Origin of the sequence: Streptomyces sp. HUAS 31 (genome assembly GCF_028198125.1) — a bacterium.
GTDB classification, from domain to species: Bacteria; Actinomycetota; Actinomycetes; order Streptomycetales; family Streptomycetaceae; genus Streptomyces; species Streptomyces chartreusis.
This window is the reverse complement of the sequence record NZ_CP116353.1, coordinates 2931970-2953209: the sequence shown is the minus strand read 5'-3', so window position 1 is coordinate 2953209 and position 21240 is coordinate 2931970. Positions and strand designations below refer to the sequence as shown.

The window sequence follows — 21240 nt, the reverse complement described above, 5'->3', positions numbered from 1 at the left end:
TCCGAGATGTGATCGCCCGGAACACCACCGGGCGAGTCAGGCGCCGTACCGTTCGGGTGCGGCGCCTGGGGGTGCCCCCTTCGGGGTAGTGCAGGACAACCAAAGAAGCATCACGCGGGGAGGACCAGCATCATGGGCGTCACGCTCGCCAAGGGAGGAAATGTCTCCCTGTCCAAGGCCGCACCCAACCTCACTCAGGTGATGGTCGGGCTCGGCTGGGACGCGCGCTCCACCACCGGAGCCCCCTTCGACCTCGACGCCAGCGCGCTGGTGTGCAGCGGCGGTCGGGTACTGGGCGATGAGTGGTTCGTCTTCTACAACCAGCTCAAGAGCCCGGACGGCTCGGTGGAGCACACCGGCGACAACCTCACCGGCGAGGGCGACGGCGACGACGAGTCGATCCTGATCGACCTGTCCAAGGTGCCGGCCCACTGCGACAAGATCGTCTTCCCGGTCTCGATCCACATGGCCGACGAACGCGGCCAGACCTTCGGCCAGGTCAGCAACGCCTTCATCCGGGTCGTGAACCAGGCCGACGGCCAGGAACTCGCCCGCTACGACCTCAGCGAGGACGCCTCCACCGAGACCGCCATGATCTTCGGCGAGGTCTACCGCTACCAGGGCGAGTGGAAGTTCCGGGCGGTGGGACAGGGGTACGCGTCCGGACTCCGGGGCATCGCACTCGACTTCGGGGTCAACGTCTCATAACGCGATATGAGCAAAAGCCGGGCCCCGGTGGGGTCCGGAGGGCGGCCGACTAGACTTCGGGTTCAAAGTCTTCGTAAAGCCGAGTGCGGCGCGCGGGAGCCCCGTACACATAGGATTGGGTAGCCAGTGGTTCTGAAAACCTTCGGCTGGTCGTTCGCGGTCACCGCGCTCGGCCTGGTTGCGGCGGTCCTCTTCGGGGGGTGGAGCGCCCTCGGCATCGTGGCGATCCTCTCCGTCCTCGAGATCTCGCTGTCGTTCGACAACGCGGTGGTCAACGCCGGGATCCTGAAGAAGATGAATGCCTTCTGGCAGAAGATCTTCCTCACCATCGGCATCCTGATCGCCGTGTTCGGCATGCGACTGGTCTTCCCTGTCGTCATCGTCGCGGTCACCGCGTCGCTGAACCCGATCGAGGCGGTCGACCTCGCGCTCAGCGACAAGGACCAGTACCAGCAGCTGGTGACGGACGCCCACCCGGCGATCGCCGCGTTCGGTGGCATGTTCCTGCTGATGATCTTCCTGGACTTCATCTTCGAGGACCGGGACATCAAGTGGCTGAGCTGGCTGGAGCGCCCGCTGGCCAAGCTCGGCAAGGTCGACATGCTGTCGGTCTGCATCGCCCTGATCGTCCTGCTGATCTCGGCCCTCACCTTCGCGGCCAACGCCCACCAGCACGGCGGCGCGCACGTCGACAAGGCGGAGACGGTTCTGCTCTCCGGTATCGGCGGTCTGATCACGTACCTGATCGTGGGCGGTCTCTCCGGCTACTTCGAGGACAAGCTCGAAGAGGAGGAGGAACGCGAGCACGAGGCGGAGGAAGAGGCCGAGCGCACCGGCAAGCCCCGCTCCGCGGTCGCCCTGGCCGGCAAGGCCGCGTTCTTCATGTTCCTCTACCTGGAGGTCCTGGACGCGTCCTTCTCCTTCGACGGTGTGATCGGCGCCTTCGCCATCACCAACGACATCGTCCTGATGGCGCTGGGCCTCGGCATCGGCGCGATGTACGTCCGGTCGCTGACCGTGTACCTGGTGCGCCAGGGAACCCTCGACGACTACGTCTACCTGGAGCACGGCGCGCACTACGCGATCGGCGCGCTCGCCGCGATCCTGCTGGTCACCATCCAGTACGAGATCAACGAGTTCATCACCGGCTCGGTCGGCGTGATCCTGATCGCCTGGTCCTTCTGGTCCTCGGTGCGGCGCAACCGCGCGCTGGCGGCGGCGGAGGGAAAAGCGGAGGCCTCGGACGAGAAGACTGAGGTGTCGTCCGGGGTGTGACACCCCCGCGGTTGAGGAACGCTCTCGACGGGGCGGCCGGACGTCCGGCCGCCCCGTCGGTATATCCAGTGGACGCGGGGCTTAGTGGGACGTGGGGGCGGAATGGGCTTCTTGGACGGGCTCTGGCGTGGCCGGGCGGCCGAGTTCGACTCGGGCAGCGCGTCGTCGAACTCGATCGAACTGACGAAACGGCACGACAGGGTCTCGCTCACCAAGCAGGGCGCCGCGACCGGGCACCTGCGGATCAACCTGACCTGGCGGATGCGGACGTCCGACATCGGGGGCTCGCAGCGGGAGAGCCTGCTGCGGCACCCCTTCAAGGCGCTCAGGCCGCCGGAGGTGCTCGGGCACAGCCAGAGCATGGTCAACGTCGACCTGGACCTCGGGGCGCTGTACGAGCTGACCGACGGCACGAAGGGCGTCGTCCAGCCGCTGGGCGGGTTCCTCGGGGACGTCAACTCGCCGCCGTACGTGAAACTCAGCGGGGACGACCGGTTCGGGTCGGCGTCCGGCGAGACGATATACGTCAACCTCGATCACCGCGAGAACATCAAGCGGCTGCTGGTCTTCGTGTACATCTACGACCAGACGCCGGCCTTCGACCGCACGCACGCGATCGTCACGCTCTATCCGAGCAACGGGCCCCGGATCGAGATCGGCCTGGACGAGCGGCACCCGCAGGCCCGGTCCTGTGCGGTGGTGATGATCGAGAACGTGAAGGACGAGATCTGGGTCCGGCGCGAGGTGAAGTTCGTCTACGGGTTCCAGGCGGAGCTGGACCGGTTGTTCGGGTGGGGACTGCAGTGGGGGCGCGGCTACAAGACCAAGGCGGAGAAGTAGCCGCCCGGGCGGAGGCGCCCCTGAAGGGGCGCTCCCGTCATCGTCCGATGAATTGCGGGCCCTGGGGCGGCAGGCGGAAGTCCGGGGCCGCCACCGTCGTCACCGGGGGCGGGTAGCCGTAGCCGGACTGGACCATGGCCGGCTGGCTGGTCGGCTGGGGGTAGCCGTACGCCGGCTGGGTCGGCGGGGGCTGCTGCGGGTAGCCGTACGCCGGCTGCGGCGGGACCGTGGTCGTCGGCTGCTCGGGCGGCAGCGGCTGGGAGATCTCGGGTGTCTGCGAGTGGTCGTCCAGGGTCTCCGACTCGTCCACCGAGATGCCGAAGTCCGTGGCCAGTCCCTTGAGGCCGTCCGAATAGCCCTCGCCGAGCGCGCGGAACTTCCAGCCGTCGCCGCGGCGGTACAGCTCGCCGCAGATCAGGGCCGTCTCCTGGCCCGTCTCCGGCTTGATGTCGAAGTACGCCAGCGGATCACCCTCGGCGGCCGCCGCGTCGTACAGCAGGATGCGCAGGTCCCGTACGCGGTCGAAGACGACGCCGTCCGCCGATGCGACCACCAGAATCTGACCGACGCCGGACTCGACACCGGCCAGATCTGTCTGGATCGTGTCGGTGAGGCCATCGGCGAGTCGCTTCTTGCCGAGTCGCCAGACCTTCCCGGAGGGGTGCCGGGGCTGGTTGTAGAAGACGAAGTCCTCGTCGGAGCGCACACGACCGTCGGGGCCGAGGAGCAGAGCCGAGGCGTCGACATCCGGAACCCCCTGCCCGGGCGTCCAGCGCAGCACGGCGCGTACCGTCGTGGCTTCGAGCGGGACGTTCGACCCCTTCAACATCGCGTGCGTCATGCCGTCATCCTGCCCTCTCCGTCCTGGTCACGACAACGCGGGGGTACACATGGCGTGCGCGGTCGTGTTTGTCCGCGTTACCAGAAATTCATGGCCGTCGGGAACCCCCGACATGGGTATCTACGTACTATTACCGGCCACCTGTGAACCGGTCACAGGGGTCACTCAGTCTCCACGGGGGAGTTCTATGCGTCATTTCGGGCACATCGCCCCGGAGGTGCGGCAGCGCCTGTTCCACCAGGAACCGTGCGAGTTCACCGCCGACTCTCCGGCCCGGCTGCTCTCCGCGGCCCTGGGCGCCACGCTCTACAGTCCGGCCACGCGGCCGCGGCTCGCCGAGGACATCGTCAAGCAGACCGGACGCGGCGTGGTCTCGATGGTGCTGTGCCTGGAGGATTCGATCGGTGACGAGGACGTCGCTGAGGGCGAGGAGAACCTGGTCCGCCAGTTCGCCGACCTCGCCGCACGCGACGGCGCGGACGATCTGCCGCTGCTCTTCATCCGGGTCCGCACCCCCGAGCAGATCCCCGACCTGGTGCGCAGAATCGGTCCTGCCGTGCGGCTGCTGTCCGGATTCGTGCTGCCGAAGTTCACCGGGGACCGCGGCATGCCCTTCCTGGAGGCCCTCGCCACCGCCGAGGCGCACAGCGGCCGCCGCCTGTTCGCCATGCCGGTGCTGGAGTCGCCCGAGCTGCTCTACCGCGAGTCGCGCGTGGAGACCCTGGAGGGCATCTTCCGTGCCGTCGACAAGTACCGGGACCGGGTGCTCGCGCTGCGCCTGGGCGTGACCGACTTCTGCTCCTCGTACGGGCTGCGCCGGGCCCCGGACATGACGGCCTACGACGTCCAGATCGTCGCCTCCGTGATCGCCGACGTGGTGAACATGCTGGGCCGGGCCGACGGCACCGGGTTCACGGTGACCGGGCCGGTGTGGGAGTACTTCCGGGTGCAGGAACGTATGTTCAAGCCTCAGCTGCGCCGCAGCCCCTTCCTGGAGGGCCAGGCCGAGGAACTGCGCGAGGCCCTGATCGAGCACTCCATGGACGGCCTGCTGCGCGAGATCACCATGGACCACGCCAACGGCCTGCTCGGCAAGACGTGTATCCACCCCTCCCATGTGCTGCCCGTGCACGCACTGTCCGTGGTCAGCCACGAGGAGTTCAGCGACGCCGAGGACATCCTGCGGCCCGAGCGCTGCGGCGGGGGTGTACTCAGGTCGCAGTACACGAACAAGATGAATGAGGTGAAGCCGCACCGGGCCTGGGCCGAGCGGACCATGCTGCGGGCCGAGGCGTTCGGTGTGGCCAATGAGGACATCGGCTTCGTGGAGCTGCTGGCCGCCGGGATCCCGGCCTGAACCGGGCCGACCGGCTTCGATCCGGCCGACCGGCCTCCACCGGCTGACCGGCTTCTATAACCAAGGGACGCATGAACAAGGCAGTGAACGACGGGGTCTGGTCCGGGAGCTGGGTCGCCGAGCGGCTCGGGGTCCGGCTCGAGGGCGACGACGAGCTCACCGGGATGCTGGGGCTCGCCCTGCGGCGCAACCCCAAGCGGGCCCATCTGCTGGTCTCCAACGTGCTCGGCAAGCACGTACCGCAGTCACCCTCCGTGGTGTACGGCGCGGGCTTCGCCCTGGGGTGCCGGGTGCGGGAGCTGCTGGGCGCGGAGGAGGCCGCCAGGGCGGTCGTCCTCGGGTACGCGGAGACGGCGACCGGGCTGGGGCACTCCGTCGCCGACGGTGTCGGGCTCGCCCCGTATCTGCACTCCACCCGCCGGCCGGTCGCCGGCGTGGCCCGCGCGGGCGGCTTCGAGGAGTCCCACTCGCACGCCACGTCCCATCTGCTGCTGCCGGAGGACCCTGCGCTGCTGGTGGGTGACGGGCCGCTGGTCCTGGTCGACGACGAGTTCTCGACGGGGAACACGGTGCTGAACACCGTGCGTGACCTTCATGAGCGGTATCCGCGGCGGCGGTACGTCGTGGTCGCGCTGGTGGACATGCGGTCCGCGGCCGACGCGGGGCGCCTCGCGGAATTCGCCGGTGAGATCGGTGCCCGGGTTGATCTGGTGGCGGCCGCCACGGGGACTGTACGGCTGCCGGAGGGGGTGTTGGAAAAGGGGCAGGAGTTGGTGGCGCGGTACGAGGCGGAGAGTGCCGGGGCCGGTGGTCTGTCGTCTGCGGCGCCGTCGGGGCCGGTCGCGCAGTTCCCCGCGCCCCCAAACAGCGGCGTCGCCGCTGAAGCCGGCCGGGAGGGCAACGCGCCGGGCAGCGGGCTTGCCGCTGAAGCCGGCCGGGAGGGCAACCCCCCAAGCAGCGGGCTTGGCATTGAAGCCGACCAGGAGAGCAACCCCCTAGGGGCGCGGGGAACTGCGCGACAAGGCCCCACCGGCCTGCAGCCGGAGGACGCGCGCACCCACCCCCACATCACCCGTATAGACCTGCACTGGCCCCCCGGCCTCCCCGACGGGGGTCGGCACGGCTTCACCCCCGCGCACCGCAGCCACCTCGAGGACGCCCTCCCCGCCATGACCGCCCGCCTCGCAGAGGCACTCCCGGCCAATGCGCGGAGCGTCCTCGTACTCGGCTTCGAGGAGCTGATGTACGCCCCCCTCAGGCTCGCCCGTGAGCTGGAGCAGGTCGCCGAGGGCGTCGAGGTCCGCTACTCGACCACCACCCGCTCGCCCGTCCTCGCCGTCGACGACCCGGGGTACGCGATACGCACCCGCCTGGTCTTCCCGGCCCACGACACCCCCGCCGACGGCCCCGGCGAGCGCTACGCGTACAACGTCGCCGGCGCCGGCTTCGACGCCGTCATAGCCGTCGTCGACTCGGTCGCCGACACCCCCGAGCTGCACGCGCCCGACGGCCTGCTGGCCCGGCTCTCGGCCCATGCCCCGCAGGTCCTGCTGGCGGTGGTGCCGTCGTACGTCCCCGGGCCCCTGGCCCTTCCCGAAAGGCACCCGATGCTGCCCGAGCCCCTCCGCGGCCCCGCCTTCTCCTCGTACGCCCCCGAGGAGGTCGGCTGGCTGCTCCAGGACCTCTCGGACGTGACGCTGGAGGCGCCGACCGAGGAGCGGGAAGAGGCCATCCAGAGCGGGGGCGCGCACTACGCCGAGTCCCTGCCCGTCGAGTACCAGCCGAGCGAGCAGTACCAGGAGCTGTTCCAGACGGCACTGGCCGAGTCGGCGGCACGCCTCGCGCAGGCGGCCGGCGCGGTGACGGAGATCGTGCTGGCGGAGCGCTCGCCCAGGCCGGTGCTCGTCTCACTCGCCCGCGCGGGCACCCCCGTCGGCGTCCTGATGCGCCGCTGGGCCCAGTTCCGGCACGGCCTCGAACTGCCCCACTACGCCGTCTCGATCGTGCGCGGCCGCGGCATCGACGCCAACGCCCTGCGCTGGCTGGCCGCGCACCACGACCCGCGGGACGTCGTCTTCGTCGACGGCTGGACAGGCAAGGGCGCCATCACCCGCGAACTCACCGCTGCGATAAGGGAGTTCGAGGCGTCCGACGGCATCACCGGCTTCGACCCGGAGATCGCCGTACTGGCCGACCCGGGCTCCTGCGTGCGGACGTACGGCACCCGCGAGGACTACCTGATTCCCTCCGCGTGCCTCAACTCCACGGTCTCCGGCCTGATTTCCCGTACCGTCCTGCGCGCCGACCTGGTCGGCCCGAACGACTACCACGGCGCGAAGTTCTACCGCGAACTCGCCGGCGCCGACGTCTCCGTGGCCTTCCTGGACGCCGTGTCCGCACGCTTCGCGGAGGTCGTGGACGCCGTCGACGCGACCGCCAAGGAGCTGCTGTCGGGCGACCGCGAGCCGACCTGGGAGGGCTGGGCGGCCGTCGAGCGCATCAGCGAGGAGTACGGCATCCACGACGTGAACCTCGTCAAGCCGGGCGTCGGCGAGACCACGCGGGTGCTGCTGCGCCGGGTGCCCTGGAAGATCCTGGCGCGGGCCGGAGCCGGCGCCGACCTGGACCATGTACGACTGCTGGCCGAACAAAGGGGAGTACCGGTGGAGGAAGTGGCCGAACTGCCGTACACCTGCGTGGGGTTGATCCACCCCAAGTACACGCGGGGCGCGACGGGTGCCGACGGCCGGGCGGTGAACCTCTGATGCCGGTACTGGTGGCGAGCGACCTCGACCGTACGCTGATCTACTCCGCCGCGGCCCTCGCGCTGACCATGCCGGACGCGCGGGCGCCGAGGCTGCTGTGCGTGGAGGTGCACGAGAGCAGGCCGCTGTCGTACATGACCGAGACGGCGGCCCAGCTGCTGACCGACCTCGGTGACGCGGCGGTGTTCGTGCCGACGACGACCCGGACCCGTAAGCAGTACCAGCGCATCAACCTGCCGGGCCCCGCGCCGAAGTACGCGATCTGCGCCAACGGCGGCCACATCCTCGTCGACGGCGTCGCCGACCAGGACTGGAGCGCGCGGGTCGCCGCCCGGCTGGCCGAGCAGTGCGCGCCGCTCGCGGAGGTGCAGGACCACCTGATGGCGTCGGCGTCCCCGGCGTGGGTGCGCAAGCACCGGGTCGCCGAGGACCTCTTCGCCTACCTCGTCGTCGAGCGCGAGCTGCTGCCCGAGGAGTGGGTCAAGGAGCTCGCGGTGTGGGCGGAGAACCGCGGCTGGACGGTGTCCCTCCAGGGCCGCAAGATCTACGCCGTCCCGAAGCCGCTGACCAAGAGCGCCGCCGTGCGCGAGGTCGCCCGCCGCACCGGCGCCGACCTGACCCTGGCCGCCGGTGACTCCCTCCTGGACGCCGACCTCCTCCTCGCCGCCGACCAGGGCTGGCGCCCGGGCCACGGAGAGCTCGCGGACGCCGACTGGACGGCCCCGGCGATCAGCGCGCTGCCGGAGCGCGGCGTGCTGGCGGGGGAGCGCATCCTGCGGGAATTTCTGAAGGCAACCCGCACAGAAGCGCCCCGCTAGGGGCGCGGGGAACTGCGCGACCAGCCCCCACCTGCCCGCAGACAGCTACGCACCCGATCCAGCTAGCCGCAACACCCGCCGCCACAGCACCCGCCTCCGCCCGACTTCGGCGCAGGGGCGGGTGCTGCCGCCGTTCCCCCGACAGCCACCGTCGACAAAAGCTTCACCGTGTCGTCATGCCCCGCAGGGCAGCTCGCCGGCGCGGAGGACTCCGCCATCGGACGGCTCAGTTCAAACGTGTCGCCGCAGCTGCGGCAGCGGTATTCGTAGCGAGGCATGGTCACAGGTTAATCGGCATGACCGGTTACACACCCCTCTGCGGTCGTTTGCGATCGACGCTGTCCGATACCGGTGTGGAGAATTTGAAAAGGTCACTGATACTTTTCGATTGCCGGGAGGAGCCGTAAGGCCGGGGGAACAGGGGGCGCGCTGCCGTTGACCACGGTGGCCATGCCCTTCCTCGCGGGCACGACCTAATGCGGGGAGGGGCGCAGCCGTGACCAGGGCTGGGCAGGAGCCGGACGAGACCATGCAGTTAAAGGTCCCCGCGCTCCCGCCGGACGAGACCGTGCAATTGCGAACGGTCGAGGCGGGTTTATCCCGCAATTCCGACGACTCTTCGGACAAGAGCCGATTCCGCCCACCGGGGCGCCGCCGCAAGGCCACGCGCCCGGCCGCCCTGTCCCGCCTCAAGGCGGCCGCGGGCCCCTGGGTGACCCGTGCCGCGCCCTACGTCCGTCGGCTGCGCCCGCGGTACCCGCGCCCCGGCCGCACCGGCTGGCGCCGCTGGGCGCCGTCGTGGCAGCAGTGGCTCGGCGGCGTCCTGACGTTCCTCGGCCTGATCACCGTCGGCCTGGGCGTGGGCTACGCCACCACCGACATCCCCGAGAACCTCAACTCGTACGCGACCCAGCAGGACAACGTCTACTTCTGGTCCGACGGGACACCCATGGCCCGTACCGGCTGGGTGCGGCGGCAGGACATGCCGCTGAAGGACATACCCGAGGACGTCCGCTGGGCGGTGCTCGCCGCCGAGAACGCCAGCTTCTACAGCGACCCGGGCATCTCCCTCAGCGGAATCGGCCGGGCCGTGTGGCGCACCTTCGGTGAGGGCGACACCCAGGGCGGCTCCACCATCACCCAGCAGTACGTCAAGAACGTCTACCTCAACCAGGACCGCTCGGTCGGCCGCAAGTTCACCGAGGCCATGCTCGCCCTCAAGCTCGACAACCGGATGAGCAAGGACGACATCCTTCAGGGCTACCTCAACACGAGCTGGTTCGGCCGCGGGACCTACGGCATGCAGCGCGCCGCCCAGGCCTACTACGGCAAGGACGTCTCCGAACTCGACGTCAGCGAGGCCGCCGTCCTCGCCTCCCTCCTCAAGGGGGCGGCCCTCTACGACCCCGCGCTGAGCAGGGCCAACCACGCGCGGGCCGTGGAGCGCTGGTCCTGGATCCTCGACCGCATGGTCGACCTCGGCCGGCTGTCACCGGCGCAGCGGGCGAAGTACAAGACCTTCCCCGAGCCGTTGAAGCAGGCCCGTGGGTACGACACCGGCAAGCAGAGCGACTATTTGGTGGAGCTGGCCGCGCAGTACGCCAAGAAGTCGGCGCGTCTGACGGACAAGCAGTTCGACCTCGGCGGCTACCAGATCTACACGACCTTCGACCGCAAACGGGAGACCGCGCTCACCGACGCCGTGACCAGGGCCCGCGGCAAGGCCCGCAAGGCGGACGCGGCCACGGCGAGGGCCGCGCACTACGGTGCCGCCTCGGTCGCCACCGACGGACGGATCCTCGCCGTCTACGGCGGCCCGGACCACCGTAGGCAGGGCTACAACGAGTCCAACTCGACCACCGTGCCCGCCGGTTCGGCCTTCCAGCCGTTCGTCTACGCCTCCGCGCTCCAGAACGGCGTCCAACGCACCCGCGACGGCGGCCCGACCGAGGTCACTCCGGACACGCTGTACGACGGCGACGACGGTGTGCCGGTCATGACGCCCGAGGGGCCGTACTGGGACCGCAGCGGCAAACGGGTCGCCGCCCGCAACGACGGCCGCAAGGACTATGGGCGGATCAGCCTTCACCAGGCGCTCGCGCAGTCCGTGAACACGCCGTTCATGCAGCTCGGCATGGACACCGGCCTGGACAAGGTGCGCCGGACCGCGGAGGCGGCCGGGCTGCTCTCCTCCAGCTTCGGGCCGCAGGTGCCGGCACTGTCCCTGGGCAGCGCCACGCCCAGCGCGATCCGGATGGCGAGCGGGTACGCCACGTTCGCCGCCGGGGGCACGCACGTCGAGCCGTACTCGGTGGCCCGGATCACGCGTAACGGCTCCACGGTGCGGCTGACGAAGCCCGCCTCCCGCCGTGCCGTGACGGCGAAGGTGGCCGAGCAGGTCCAGTCCGCGCTCAGGTCCGCCTTCAGCCTCGCCCACCCGGCCACCGCGGCCTCCGCCGCGCGGGTGGCGGGCAAGACCGGCACCACCCAGGACGACACCGCGGCCTGGTACGTCGGCACCGCGTCCTCCGTGTCGACGGCCGTCGTGGCCTACCGCATCGATCTCACCAAGAGCCTCGAACCACTGCCGCTGAAGGGCATCGCCGGCACCCCCGCCGGCAGCGTCCCGTACGGCATCTGGTCCGGCGCCCAAGGTCTCGGCTGACCCGGCGCCCCACCCCCCCCGCAACCCCCCACCTCCCTCGCAGATTGAGCCGCCCATGATGTCTCCGTCCGGCCGCCGTCGCCGACCCCGCGAACCCCGCCGCAACCCGCCCCCGGGGATGCTGACCCTGGCGGCCCTGCTCGTCGTCGCGTCCCTCGTCGGCGGCTATCTGGTCCTCAACCGCACGGGCAACACGGCCCCGACCGCGTCCTCCGGCGCCTCCCCGGCGGACGGCGGCCGCGCCTCCTCCGAGCCGAGCGGCGAACCCGAGTGGGACGGCAGGACGAAGGTCCTCGGCGACGGCTCGACCTCCTACACCGGCCCGCAGAAGGGCCAGTTGAAGCCGCAGCCCCTCAAGCCCGGCCAGAAGCCGCCCCAGTTCGTCGTCTTCTCCTGGGACGGCGCGCTCCAGGGCGACGACGAACTCTTCTCGCACTACCGGGAGATGGCGAGGAAGTACGACGCCCACATGACGTTCTTCCTCACCGGCATCTACCTCCTGCCCAAGGACAAGAAGGACCTCTACTCCCCGCCCCAGCACCCCAAGGGCTCGTCGGCCATCAGCTTCCCCACCGACGAGCACATCCGCACCACGCTGGAGCAGCTCGGCAAGGCGTGGACGGACGGGAACGAGATCGGCACCCACTTCAACGGCCACTTCTGCGGCGCCAAGGGCGGCGACGACTGGAGCGTGGCGGAGTGGAAGAGCGAGATCGACCAGTTCTACGACTTCGTGGAGCGGTGGAAGACCAACACCGGCTACACCGACCTCGACCCGCTGCCGTTCGACTTCCGCAAGGAGGTCACCGGCGGCCGCGCACCCTGCCTCGAGGGCCAGGCGAACCTGCTGAAGGCCATGAAGAGCTACAAGTGGCGCTACGACGCCAGCTCCACCGGCGACTTCCAGATATGGCCGACGAAGAAGAACGGCATCTGGGACTTCCCGCTCCAGATGCTCCCGTACGAGAAGGGCGACTTCCAGGGCCTGTCGATGGACTTCAACTTCCTCTACAACCAGTCCGACGGCGAGACCGACGGCGACCCGGCCAGGCACGCCGAGTGGCAGCAGGAGACCCTCGACACCTACATGGCCGGCTTCAACCGGGTCTACTACGGCAGCCGGGCCCCGCTGTTCATCGGCAACCACTTCGAGGAGTGGAACGGCGGCATCTACATGAAGGCCGTCGACGAGGTGATCGAGAACGTCTGCACGAAGAAGGACGTCAAGTGCGTGTCCTTCAAGGAGCTCGCGGACTGGATGGACGTGCAGAAGCCCGAGACGCTCCAACGGCTGCGCGGGCTGGACCCGGCGCAGTCGCCGGACTGGTCGACGGTGGTGAAGTAGTCCGCTGAAGGCTCAACTACCCCCGGGTTCTTCACAGTTGAGGAGAAGGTGTAAACATTCCTTGCCCGGGTTCGACCACCCCGGGCAAGGAGAATCCCCGTGAGATCAAGAACACCCATGCCCGCGCGCCGTCGCGTCACCATAGTCGCGGCGGCCGTCGCCTCGATCGCCGCCTCGGCGGCACTGCTGCCCACCTGGAGCGCCGGCGCCACGGTCGTCGACGACCCGACGGTGGACGCCGGGACCCGGGCCACCTTCCAGCGGCTGGCGGACGCGGTCTTCACCGACCGCACCCAGGCCCTGGTCGACGGCGTGCGGAGCGCGAAGCCGCTGACCGACGGCTTCTCCGGCGACGTCCGTCTGTCCTCCCGCACCGCCCGCGGCGAGGACACCGCCCTCACCACGCTCGACCGGCGCAAGGACCTCCTCGCGCGGCTCGGCGAGAGGTACCGCAAGGCCGACACCGCCGTCACCCTGGACGCCACCCGCGTCAAGGGTCGTACGGCCGAGGCCGCCGTCACCGAGACCACGACCCTGACCTACGCCAAGGTCCGCGGCGACGAGCCGAGGACCACCGGCTTCCAGGCACACCACGAGCTCACCTTCACCGCCGACCGGCACGGCGACTGGCAGCTCACCGGCATCCGCGACACCGACCAGGGCATGGCGGTGAACACGGTCGCGGGGCCGTCCGTGAAGGCGCCCACGGTCGACGACACCATGCCGTCGGCCCCGCGCGCCGCGACCACCTACCCCGCCCCGGCCAAGCCCAAGACGCTCACGGGCGCCGCCCTGGACTACAAGGCCATGGCCGCCTACGCGGAGAAGTACTGGAGCAACTACAACAAGGACTACCCGGACTTCAACGGCCAGGGCGCCGGCGGCGACTGCACCAACTTCGTCAGCCAGTCCCTGAAGGCGGGCGGCTGGAAGCACGTCCCGGGCTACGTGTACGACTACACCAAGTGGTTCGGCAACGCGGACATCCAGTCGCACTCGTTCATCGGCGTCAACGAGTGGTCCTGGTTCGCCCAGAACTCCAAGCGGACCACCCCGCTCGCCAACGTCTACCAGCTGGACGTCGGTGACGTGCTCCAGATGGACTTCGACAAGGACGGGTCCAAGGACCACACCATGTTCGTCTCCTACCGCAGCCCGCAGGGCGTGCCGTATCTGACGTACCACTCCACCAACACCTACCGGCGTTCGGTGGCGAGCATCATCGCGTCGTACTCGAACGCGGCCTTCTACGCCTACCGCACCTGATCGCCCCCTGGACGGAGGCTGTGCGGCTCAGTGTCCGGCGCCGCGCTCGTCGCGGATCTGCGCGACGACCCGGGCCACCGACTGCCGTACGGCCTCCGTCTCGGTCAGGAAGTGCCAGTAGTCGGGGTGGCGGCCCTCCAGGGTGCCGATCGCCCGCTCCAGCCGGGCGACCGAGTCGTCCAGCGGGCGCGCGTGCCGCGGGTCGGGCGTGTTCCGTCCCGCCATCGCCAGCCGCTGGGCGTCCCGGATCGCGAACCGGGTCCGGTCGATCTCCTGCTGCGGGTCCTTCTGCACGGCGTTCAGCCGGCGCAGCCGGTCACCGGCCGCCGACACCGACTCGTCGGTGATGTTCAGCAGGGCCCGGACCGTGGACAGCAGCGCGGTGGCGTCCGGCCAGCGCTGTTCGTCGCGCGCCGCCTGGGCCTCGGTCAGCTTCCGCTCCGCCTGCCGTACGTTCTCCCCGGCCAGGTCCGGGACACCCTGGAGGTCCTGCCAGCAGGCCGCCGTGAACCGCCGCCGCAGCTCGCTCAGCACCGGCTCCACCTGCCCGGCACGGGTGGTGAGTGCCTGGGCGCGGGTCCGCAGCGACACGAGCCGGTGGTCGATCTCGGCCGCCTTCTCCGGCAGCCGCTCCGCCTCCACCCGGACCGCTTCCGCCTCCCGCGCGACCCGCTCGGCGCGCTCCAGCGTCTGCGGTACGCCGTGCTGCCCGGCGCCCTGGTTCAGCTTCGTCAGCTCCGGGGCGAGGGTCGCGAGCCGGGCCGCGAGGTCGTCGGCCCGCAGCCCCGATGTGCGCACGGTGTCCAGCGCGTTCGACGCGGCGAGCAGGCCCTGCCGGGCGCGCTCGACGGCCGGGGCGAGCCGGGCCAGCTGGGTCTCGGCCTTGCCGAGCAGCGGACCGAGACCGTCCGCGAACCGGTCCAGCTCGCGCTTGACGTTGTCGAGGTCGTCCTTGGCCTTCGCCAGCTCCGTACGGGCGCGGGCCGCGGCCGCGGCCTCCAGGTCGTCGCGGTCGAGGTCGTGGGCGTCGACCGCGTTGATGTACTGGTGGCTCACCTCGTCGATGCGCCGCCCCAGGGCGTCGAAGTCGGTGATCGCCCGCCGGGCGGCCGGGGAGTCGTCCACGGCCGCGATCGTCTCGATCGAGATCCGCAGATCCCGCTGGGCCGTGTCCAGCTCGTAGAACGCTGCCGCCGCGGCGTCCTTCGCGGCCTGCGCCTCGGCCCGCTGGCTCTCGGCCCGGCCCCCGAACCAGCGCCGGGTGCCGCCGCCGGCGAAGGAGGCGGGCAGCGCGAGGGCGACGACCAGGGGGAGGGCGACGAGCGTGAGGGAGTCGGCGAGGGAGTCGCGCAGGGCTCGGCGCGGGCGCCCTGCGATCCGGGAGGCGGGCTGCGGGGCGACCCTTGGGACGGCCTGCGGGAGGCCCCGCGCGAAGCGGCTGCGCCCACGCGGCACTGACGGCGATTTCGGCTGTCGAGGTGTCGCCGTCACATCCCTCTCCCGTGCTGTCATTCACCCTGCCCGGTGTCATTCTCCCACCGGTTTAGGACGAACACACGGGCCGGTTAGTTCGCGGTTCGCACAGTGACTTTTCCGTCGCCGGTGCTGGCGGAGACCACATGGGAGCTGGTGTCGCTGCGCGGCACGGACACATCCACCCCGCCGTCACCGGTCTTCGTCGTCACGCGGTACGTCGCCCGCGGCAGCTCGATCGTCACCGATCCGTCGCCGGTGCGGGTCTCCACCTTGTCCGGCACGGTGCCCAGTTCGAGCTTCACGGAGCCGTCCCCGGTCTGTGCCTTCACCTGGCGCGAGGAGACGTCGGAGACCCGCACGGACCCGTCGCCCGTGCGCAGGTCCAGCGGGCCGCTGGAGTCGGTGACGTGCACGGAGCCGTCCCCGGTGTGCACGCTCAGCGCGTCCCGGAAGCCGCGCGCCCGCACGCTGCCGTCGCCGTCCTCGACCTTCACGGTGACTCCGCGGGGCACCTCGATGCGGTGCTTGGTCGCGCAGTCGGCGATCATGCCGTTGCACTTCTCCCGCAGCACCAGCCGGTCGTCCTTCATCTCCCAGGTCACCTTCGGGTCCGACCCGATCGCGACCGACCCCTGGAACCACCGGGTGACCTCCACCGTGCCGGCCTTGTTCGAGTCGGCGGCGACGATCTCCAGCGCCGAGTCGTCCGAGTCGACGGTCAGTGTCCGCCCCTCCAGCGCGAACGACTTGTGGTCCGGCTCCTTGTCGTCCCCGGCGGAGGCGCCACAGGCGGCGAGTCCCGCGACGAGCGCCACGACCGCCCCGGAGATGGCGAGGGCGCGGGCTGGAACGGTACGGGCCATGACGATCTCCCCCTGAGAGTTCCCCGGGCCGACCTCTTCGGCCCAGGGCTGCGATGGTGCTTCGACCGTACGGACCCCGGGCTCGGTGCGGGATCCGGGCCGCTCCCGGATCCATGGTGGGGATAACCCCAGGACTTCCCTGACCTTCGCCGGAACGGGTTTGCGGGACATGGCCCCAGGCAAGGTAGGCTGTCCACTCGTTCTCGGGTGCGTAGCTCAGGGGTAGAGCGCCTGCCTTACAAGCAGGATGTCGGCGGTTCGAAACCGTCCGCGCCCACCAGAGAGAACACCGGCCCAGCCGGCGTTCCACGGCCCTCGGAGGGATCTCCGGGGGCCGTTTCCGTTCCGTCCCGCCCGACGAGAAGGCCCGGCCCGCGCACGGGTGCGGGCCGGGCCGGTCTGCGACGGTCGGTGGGGTCCGTCGGAACGGGTCAGTAGTTCCCGTTGGCGATCATGTCGCCGTCGCTGCCGTAGATGGTCACCAGACCGTTCTTCGACTCGTAGCAGGACGCGAAGGCCGACGCGATCAGCTTGGCGTCGCCGGCGTTCTCGCTCAGGAACCCGCCCTTGTAGTCGGTGAAGACCTCGGCGGCGTCGAGGATGTCGTTGGTCTTGTCGGTGCCGGTCACCTTGGTGACGTGGCCGACGGCGGCCTTCTCGCTGTCCGTACCGGACTTGGTGACGCAGGCCTTGAACTGCTCGGCCTGGCTCTTGTCCGCGGCCGGCTCCTCCTTCGCGGGTTCCTCGGCGGCCTGTTCCTCGGCAGCCGGCTCCTCGGCGGCCTTGGGCTTGTTCGAGGTGGCGGCGACGGCCTTGTCCTTGTTGCTCTTGTCGGTGGAGTCGTCTCCTCCGCCGCCGGCGATCGCGCCGATCACGATGAGGCCGACGAGGACGGCTCCCGTGATGCCGAGGATCTTGCCGATGCTCCGCTTCTTCGGCGGCTGGGGCGGGGGACCGCCCCAACCGGGCTGCTGCGGATAGCCGTAGCCGGGCTGCGTCGGCTGCTGCGGCGGCCCGTATCCGGGCTGCTGCGGGTACTGCTGGCTCATGTGCCCCCCTTGGCGCAATTTGCGTGAGGGGTGAACATATCTGATGTGTGGGAGGTGTGAAGACGTTGGGATGATTCTGTGACCTATGTGAGTCGGGGTCAGGAAACGGCGGAGGCCCGCATGGTGGCGGGCCTCGGGGGCGGTCGTCGGGCGGTTCTGTCCACGTCCGGATTCTGAACTGCCCTTCATGCGCGGCTACTTCGGCCGCGCGCTTCAGGTTCCCTCGGTCGCCCCGTGTGCGTGCTTCAGCTTCGTGCGGGCGTCGACCCGGTCCGAGCCCGCCATCTCCGACCAGAACCGGTGGCCGCTGACGAACACCGCGAGTTCGTGCTCGCGCTGCCGGAGCTTCTCCACCTCGGCCTGCTCGTCCTCCGTCCAGCCGGGGGAGGCGGGGCGCTCGACCTTGCGCCAGCCGTTGTCGTCGCTGAACCCGTCCAGGGGTTCGACCGACCAGGGCAGCCGCTTCAGCAGGGCCGACAGCTCGGCCCGGACCTGATGCAGCTCCTCCTGACCGGCGAGCAGGTCACTCGGAAAGTCATAGGGCGTAGCCACGCCGCAATGCTACGCCTGTTCGATTTTGGGTTGCGAGTGCCTTTGGGGGGTTCATGCGAACGAGTGTGTGGGGGCATGATCGGGACGGGCGGCGCGGGACACGGGCGGGGCGGGAGGCGTGGATGGCGGGTCCGGGCGACGGTTTCCGGCTGATGCGGGGCTCGACGGGGTTCTTCACCAGCGGCGATCCCGACATACGGCGGACCGACCCCAGGGCGTGCCGTACGGCGTGGTACGCGGCGGCCCGGGCCGCCGGCGGACGGGTCGGGGAGTTCGAGGCGCGGCAGATCGCGCAGACCTTCCACACCGCCACGATCGAGCGCCCGGACGGCCGCTGCTGCACCCTGTTCCAGGCCTACACACCACTTGTCGCGTTCGTGGACGAGCCGCACGACTGGTACACCGACCAGTTCCGGGAGGCGCCCGCCTGGGCCGCCGGCCTCGGCGACTTCGGATTCACCGTGCTGAGCGCGGCGGTGCTGCTGTCGCCGCTCTCCTCGGCGGACACCTCCGCCCTGTCCGCCGTGGAGTGGCGGCAGATCGACTACTGGCGGCCCGAGACCGTCGGAGCGGTGCTCTTCAACTCGTGGGACTGAACCGCCGGTTAGTGGCCCGCTGCCCGCAACTCGCCCACCAGGCGGGTCGCCACCGGCACCGGAACTCCGTGGCGGTCCGCCGCGCGGAGCAACGCGCCGCCGATGGCGTCCAGTTCGAGGGGGCGGCCCGCCTCCGCGTCACGCTGCATCGAGGACTTCGTGGTGGCCGGGAAGGCGTCGTAGCGGGCGATGGCCATGGACGGGTCGGAGGGGCCGCCGCAGGCCGCGCTGACGGCTGTCGACTCGTCGACGAGGGCGAGCAACTCCTCGCGGTGTCGGGTGCGTACGTCCCCGATGGGCAGGGCGTAGCGGGTGGTGAGGAGGGCGAAGGGCGCCAGCAGTGACATCTTCGACCACAGCGTCGCCGCCTCGTCGGCGTGCACCCGGGTCGTCGGGCCGGCCGCGTCGAGGACCTGCGCCAGGGCGGCCAGGCGGTCGTCGGGGACCGAGTCGCCGGTCAGGTCGATCTCGGCGAACGGCGTCCCGTGCTCGATCTCCCCCGGCGCGACGCGGGTCGACTCGGCACGGATCGCGGCGGGCGCCACCCGGTCCGCGCGGTAGCGGGCGCGCAGCAGCTCGGGGTGCTCCACGCCGTTCAGGAACGGTACGACCAGCCCGTCGCCCAGCACGGCGGGCGGGACCCGGGTCAGGGACGCGTCCAGGGCCGTGGCCTTGACCGCGATCAGACAGGCGTCGACCGGTTCGCGGAGCTCGGTGTCGGCCTCGACCGGGGCCGTGAAGTCCCCGAACAGGCCGCTGCGGACGTGGATGCCCTTCGCGCTCAGGGTCTTCGCCGTCTCGTCGCCGGCCAGGCAGATGACACGGTGGCCGGAGCGGGACAGCAGCGCGGCGAGCAGTCCGCCGATGCCGCCCGGGCCCAGGATCGCCACGGTGAGTCCGTCGTTCGCGGTCATGCGCATCCTCTCGTCGGTCGGCCCCGCCCCCTCAGCGGTGGCCGCCCCGGACGTGATCATGGCAGACGGGCACGGTTCCGAGGGAGACTGTTCGACATGTGCCGCAGTATCAAGACACTCCGTCCGCCCGTGTTGCCCGAGGAGGCGACGGAGGAAGAGATTCGGGCCGCCGCCCTCCAGTACGTGCGCAAGGTCTCCGGCTTCCGTGCCCCGGCCGCGCACAACAGGGAGGTCTTCGACCGAGCCGTGGAGGCCATCGCCGAGGCCACGGCCGAACTGCTCGACGGACTGGAGGTGCGAGGCGCGCCCGCGACGGCGCGCGGGGCTGCCGCCGGGTAACGGGGCGGGGCCGTCTGCCGGGTGCGGGTCGGCGGGGGCTGGTCGCGCAGTTCCCCGCGCCCCTGAGTCGGCCGCAGCTCAGCCCACCCAAGGGGCGCGGGGAACTGCGCGACCAGCCACACACAGCCCGCAGTCGCCGTCGGACCCGAAGCCCCGAGCCCTTGGGCGCCCTGGCTACGCCGAAGGCTCCCGCCGCACCAAATACGTCGCCCCCGCCCCCGCCGCGAACAGCGCCGCCACCGACACCGCCGTCGCCAGCCAGGTCGCGCCCAGCCACTGGGCGCCGAAGTAGCCGAGGGCCACGCTGTAGACGGCCCAGGCCAGGCCCGCAAGGGCGGACCAGGGCAGGAAGTCGCGGACGCGGCGATGGGTGGCGCCGGCGCCGAGGGAGACCACCGAGCGGCCGGCCGGGGCGAAGCGGGCCAGTACCACCAGGGCGCCGCCGCCCCGGGCCAGGGCCGCGCCGAGACGTTCCTGCGCCGCGCTCAGCCGGCGGGAGCGGGCGATCGCGCGGTCCAGCCGGGCGCCGCCGCGCCGGGCGACGCGGTAGGCGACGAGGTCGCCGAGGACGGAGGCCGTCGCGGCGCAGAGCGTCAGCGCCAGAATGTCCGGAACCTCGCCGGGGACCTCCCCGGTGGCGGCACCGGAACCCGCGGCAGCGGCCGTGGCCGCCGTGATGACCAGAACGCCGCTGGGCAGGACGGGCACGAACACGTCCAGCAGCACCGAGACCGCGACCACCACATAGATCCATGGGCCCGCGGTCAACGCGCCCACGTCCTCGATCCCCTCGAGCACTGCAACTCCCCGTTTACCCCCGTGGCCAGACCCGTGCCGCGACGTCCTGGGGGAGCGGCAGGGGCGGCATGTGACAGCCATACAGCGTACGCCGGGGGTGTGACAGGAGATCCATCGGGTGCTCGTGTGTTCGGCACAGCATGTTCACCCGGCCGAGGGCGCGCGAACACGCAGAGCACGCGCGACGGCGCCCGTACCCGCGAGGTGCGCGGGCGCGGACGCCGTCGAGTGGGACCCGGCCGGGGCGGCGGCCGGCCGCGAGGTCCGGGTCCCGGAGGTCAGGCCGCGACCGGCGTCTGGTCGGTCGCCGTGCTGCTCTGTGCCGCGGAGCGCTTGGTGAACAGCCGGTCCAGGCCGAAGGCGCCGGAGCCGGTGAAGATCAGCAGGAACATCGCCCAGCAGTACATGGCGGCGCCCTCGCCGCTGTTCTCGATGGGCCACAGGGCCTGCGGCTGGTGGACCTTGAAGTACGCGTACGCCATCGCGCCGGAGGATATGAACGCCGCGGCACGGGTGCCGAGGCCGAGCAGGACCAGGCTGCCGCCGACGAGTTCGATCACCGCGGCGTACCAGGCGGGCCAGGCGCCGGTGTCCGGGGTCTCGCCGCCGAAGGCGCCGAAGAGCGAGTTGGCGCCGTGGCAGGCGAAGAGCAGGCCGACGACGATGCGGAACAGGCCGATGGCATACGGCTGGGCGCTGTTGAGGCGTCCGGTCATGTGGGGGGCTCCCTCGGTCTGGCTGCGGCCGGTGCCGGTGGGCACCGGCCTGGGGAC

The 21240-nt window shown here is 70.7% G+C and carries 20 protein-coding genes and 1 tRNA gene; 12 read left to right on the top strand and 9 right to left on the bottom strand.

The window, feature by feature from the left end:
* The first annotated feature begins 132 nt into the window (after window positions 1-132).
* The 3 genes from PGH47_RS13035 (at window position 133) to PGH47_RS13025 (ending at window position 2823) form a co-directional block, all read left to right on the top strand.
* Window positions 133-708 (top strand): TerD family protein, encoded by a 576-nt coding sequence (locus PGH47_RS13035; protein ID WP_030944546.1) that lies wholly within the window; start codon window positions 133-135, stop codon window positions 706-708.
* A gap of 126 nt (window positions 709-834) precedes the next feature.
* Window positions 835-1983 (top strand): DUF475 domain-containing protein, encoded by a 1149-nt coding sequence (locus PGH47_RS13030; protein ID WP_107906787.1) that lies wholly within the window; start codon window positions 835-837, stop codon window positions 1981-1983.
* 102 nt (window positions 1984-2085) lie between these two features.
* Window positions 2086-2823, top strand: coding sequence for a TerD family protein (locus PGH47_RS13025; RefSeq protein ID WP_030944551.1), 738 nt, complete (start codon window positions 2086-2088; stop codon window positions 2821-2823).
* Window positions 2824-2860: 37 nt separating this feature from the next.
* On the opposite strand, the gene PGH47_RS13020 is transcribed toward PGH47_RS13025, so the two are convergent.
* Window positions 2861-3664, bottom strand: coding sequence for a TerD family protein (locus PGH47_RS13020; RefSeq protein WP_271663562.1), 804 nt, complete (start codon window positions 3662-3664; stop codon window positions 2861-2863).
* A 187-nt stretch (window positions 3665-3851) separates the two neighbouring features.
* Between PGH47_RS13020 and PGH47_RS13015 the strand changes: the two genes are divergently transcribed.
* The 3 genes from PGH47_RS13015 (at window position 3852) to PGH47_RS13005 (ending at window position 8604) form a co-directional block, all read left to right on the top strand.
* Complete coding sequence (locus PGH47_RS13015) at window positions 3852-5021, top strand: HpcH/HpaI aldolase/citrate lyase family protein (protein WP_271663561.1); 1170 nt, start codon at window positions 3852-3854, stop codon at window positions 5019-5021.
* A 71-nt stretch (window positions 5022-5092) separates the two neighbouring features.
* A complete protein-coding gene (locus tag PGH47_RS13010; protein WP_271663560.1) occupies window positions 5093-7786 on the top strand; it encodes a phosphoribosyltransferase domain-containing protein in 2694 nt (897 codons plus the stop codon).
* Window positions 7786-8604, top strand: coding sequence for an HAD family hydrolase (locus PGH47_RS13005; protein ID WP_271663559.1), 819 nt, complete (start codon window positions 7786-7788; stop codon window positions 8602-8604). Before PGH47_RS13010 ends, PGH47_RS13005 begins: the two co-directional genes overlap by 1 nt.
* Window positions 8605-8666: 62 nt before the next feature.
* Here PGH47_RS13005 and PGH47_RS13000 read toward each other — a convergent pair whose 3' ends face one another.
* Window positions 8667-8882, bottom strand: coding sequence for an FmdB family zinc ribbon protein (locus tag PGH47_RS13000; RefSeq protein WP_176577306.1), 216 nt, complete (start codon window positions 8880-8882; stop codon window positions 8667-8669).
* Window positions 8883-9133: 251 nt separating this feature from the next.
* On the opposite strand from PGH47_RS13000, the gene PGH47_RS12995 reads away from it, so the two are divergent.
* The 3 genes from PGH47_RS12995 (at window position 9134) to PGH47_RS12985 (ending at window position 13880) form a co-directional block, all read left to right on the top strand.
* Window positions 9134-11269 carry a transglycosylase domain-containing protein gene (locus tag PGH47_RS12995; protein WP_271663558.1) on the top strand — a complete coding sequence of 712 codons (2136 nt, stop codon included), beginning with the start codon at window positions 9134-9136 and terminating at the stop codon, window positions 11267-11269.
* 55 nt (window positions 11270-11324) lie between these two features.
* Entirely contained in the window at window positions 11325-12614 is a 1290-nt protein-coding gene (locus PGH47_RS12990) for a hypothetical protein (RefSeq protein ID WP_271663557.1), read from the top strand.
* A 117-nt stretch (window positions 12615-12731) separates the two neighbouring features.
* Window positions 12732-13880 carry an amidase domain-containing protein gene (locus PGH47_RS12985; protein ID WP_271668042.1) on the top strand — a complete coding sequence of 383 codons (1149 nt, stop codon included), beginning with the start codon at window positions 12732-12734 and terminating at the stop codon, window positions 13878-13880.
* Window positions 13881-13907: 27 nt separating this feature from the next.
* Here PGH47_RS12985 and PGH47_RS12980 read toward each other — a convergent pair whose 3' ends face one another.
* Entirely contained in the window at window positions 13908-15371 is a 1464-nt protein-coding gene (locus PGH47_RS12980; protein WP_271663556.1) for a hypothetical protein, read from the bottom strand.
* 74 nt (window positions 15372-15445) lie between these two features.
* On the bottom strand, window positions 15446-16219 hold the full coding sequence (locus PGH47_RS12975; protein ID WP_271663555.1) for a DUF4097 family beta strand repeat-containing protein: 774 nt from the start codon (window positions 16217-16219) through the stop codon (window positions 15446-15448).
* Window positions 16220-16424: 205 nt separating this feature from the next.
* Here PGH47_RS12975 and PGH47_RS12970 point away from each other — a divergent pair.
* Window positions 16425-16499: transfer RNA gene (locus tag PGH47_RS12970), tRNA-Val, on the top strand.
* A gap of 151 nt (window positions 16500-16650) precedes the next feature.
* Here PGH47_RS12970 and PGH47_RS12965 read toward each other — a convergent pair.
* Both PGH47_RS12965 and PGH47_RS12960 read right to left on the bottom strand, forming a co-directional pair.
* Window positions 16651-17268: a hypothetical protein gene (locus PGH47_RS12965; RefSeq protein ID WP_271663554.1), complete on the bottom strand. Its 618-nt coding sequence runs from the start codon at window positions 17266-17268 to the stop codon at window positions 16651-16653.
* Between the two features lie 213 nt (window positions 17269-17481).
* Entirely contained in the window at window positions 17482-17820 is a 339-nt protein-coding gene (locus PGH47_RS12960; RefSeq protein ID WP_271663553.1) for a hypothetical protein, read from the bottom strand.
* A gap of 122 nt (window positions 17821-17942) precedes the next feature.
* Between PGH47_RS12960 and PGH47_RS12955 the strand changes: the two genes are divergently transcribed.
* Complete coding sequence (locus tag PGH47_RS12955) at window positions 17943-18416, top strand: hypothetical protein (RefSeq protein WP_271663552.1); 474 nt, start codon at window positions 17943-17945, stop codon at window positions 18414-18416.
* Between the two features lie 8 nt (window positions 18417-18424).
* Here PGH47_RS12955 and PGH47_RS12950 read toward each other — a convergent pair whose 3' ends face one another.
* Window positions 18425-19330 carry a ketopantoate reductase family protein gene (locus tag PGH47_RS12950; RefSeq protein WP_271663551.1) on the bottom strand — a complete coding sequence of 302 codons (906 nt, stop codon included), beginning with the start codon at window positions 19328-19330 and terminating at the stop codon, window positions 18425-18427.
* A gap of 96 nt (window positions 19331-19426) precedes the next feature.
* Between PGH47_RS12950 and PGH47_RS12945 the strand changes: the two genes are divergently transcribed.
* Window positions 19427-19669, top strand: coding sequence for a DUF2277 domain-containing protein (locus PGH47_RS12945; RefSeq protein WP_107906800.1), 243 nt, complete (start codon window positions 19427-19429; stop codon window positions 19667-19669).
* A gap of 174 nt (window positions 19670-19843) precedes the next feature.
* Here PGH47_RS12945 and PGH47_RS12940 read toward each other — a convergent pair whose 3' ends face one another.
* On the bottom strand, window positions 19844-20467 hold the full coding sequence (locus PGH47_RS12940; RefSeq protein ID WP_107906801.1) for a DedA family protein: 624 nt from the start codon (window positions 20465-20467) through the stop codon (window positions 19844-19846).
* Window positions 20468-20745: 278 nt separating this feature from the next.
* A complete protein-coding gene (locus tag PGH47_RS12935) occupies window positions 20746-21183 on the bottom strand; it encodes a DoxX family protein (RefSeq protein WP_271663550.1) in 438 nt (145 codons plus the stop codon).
* Window positions 21184-21240 lie beyond the last annotated feature (57 nt).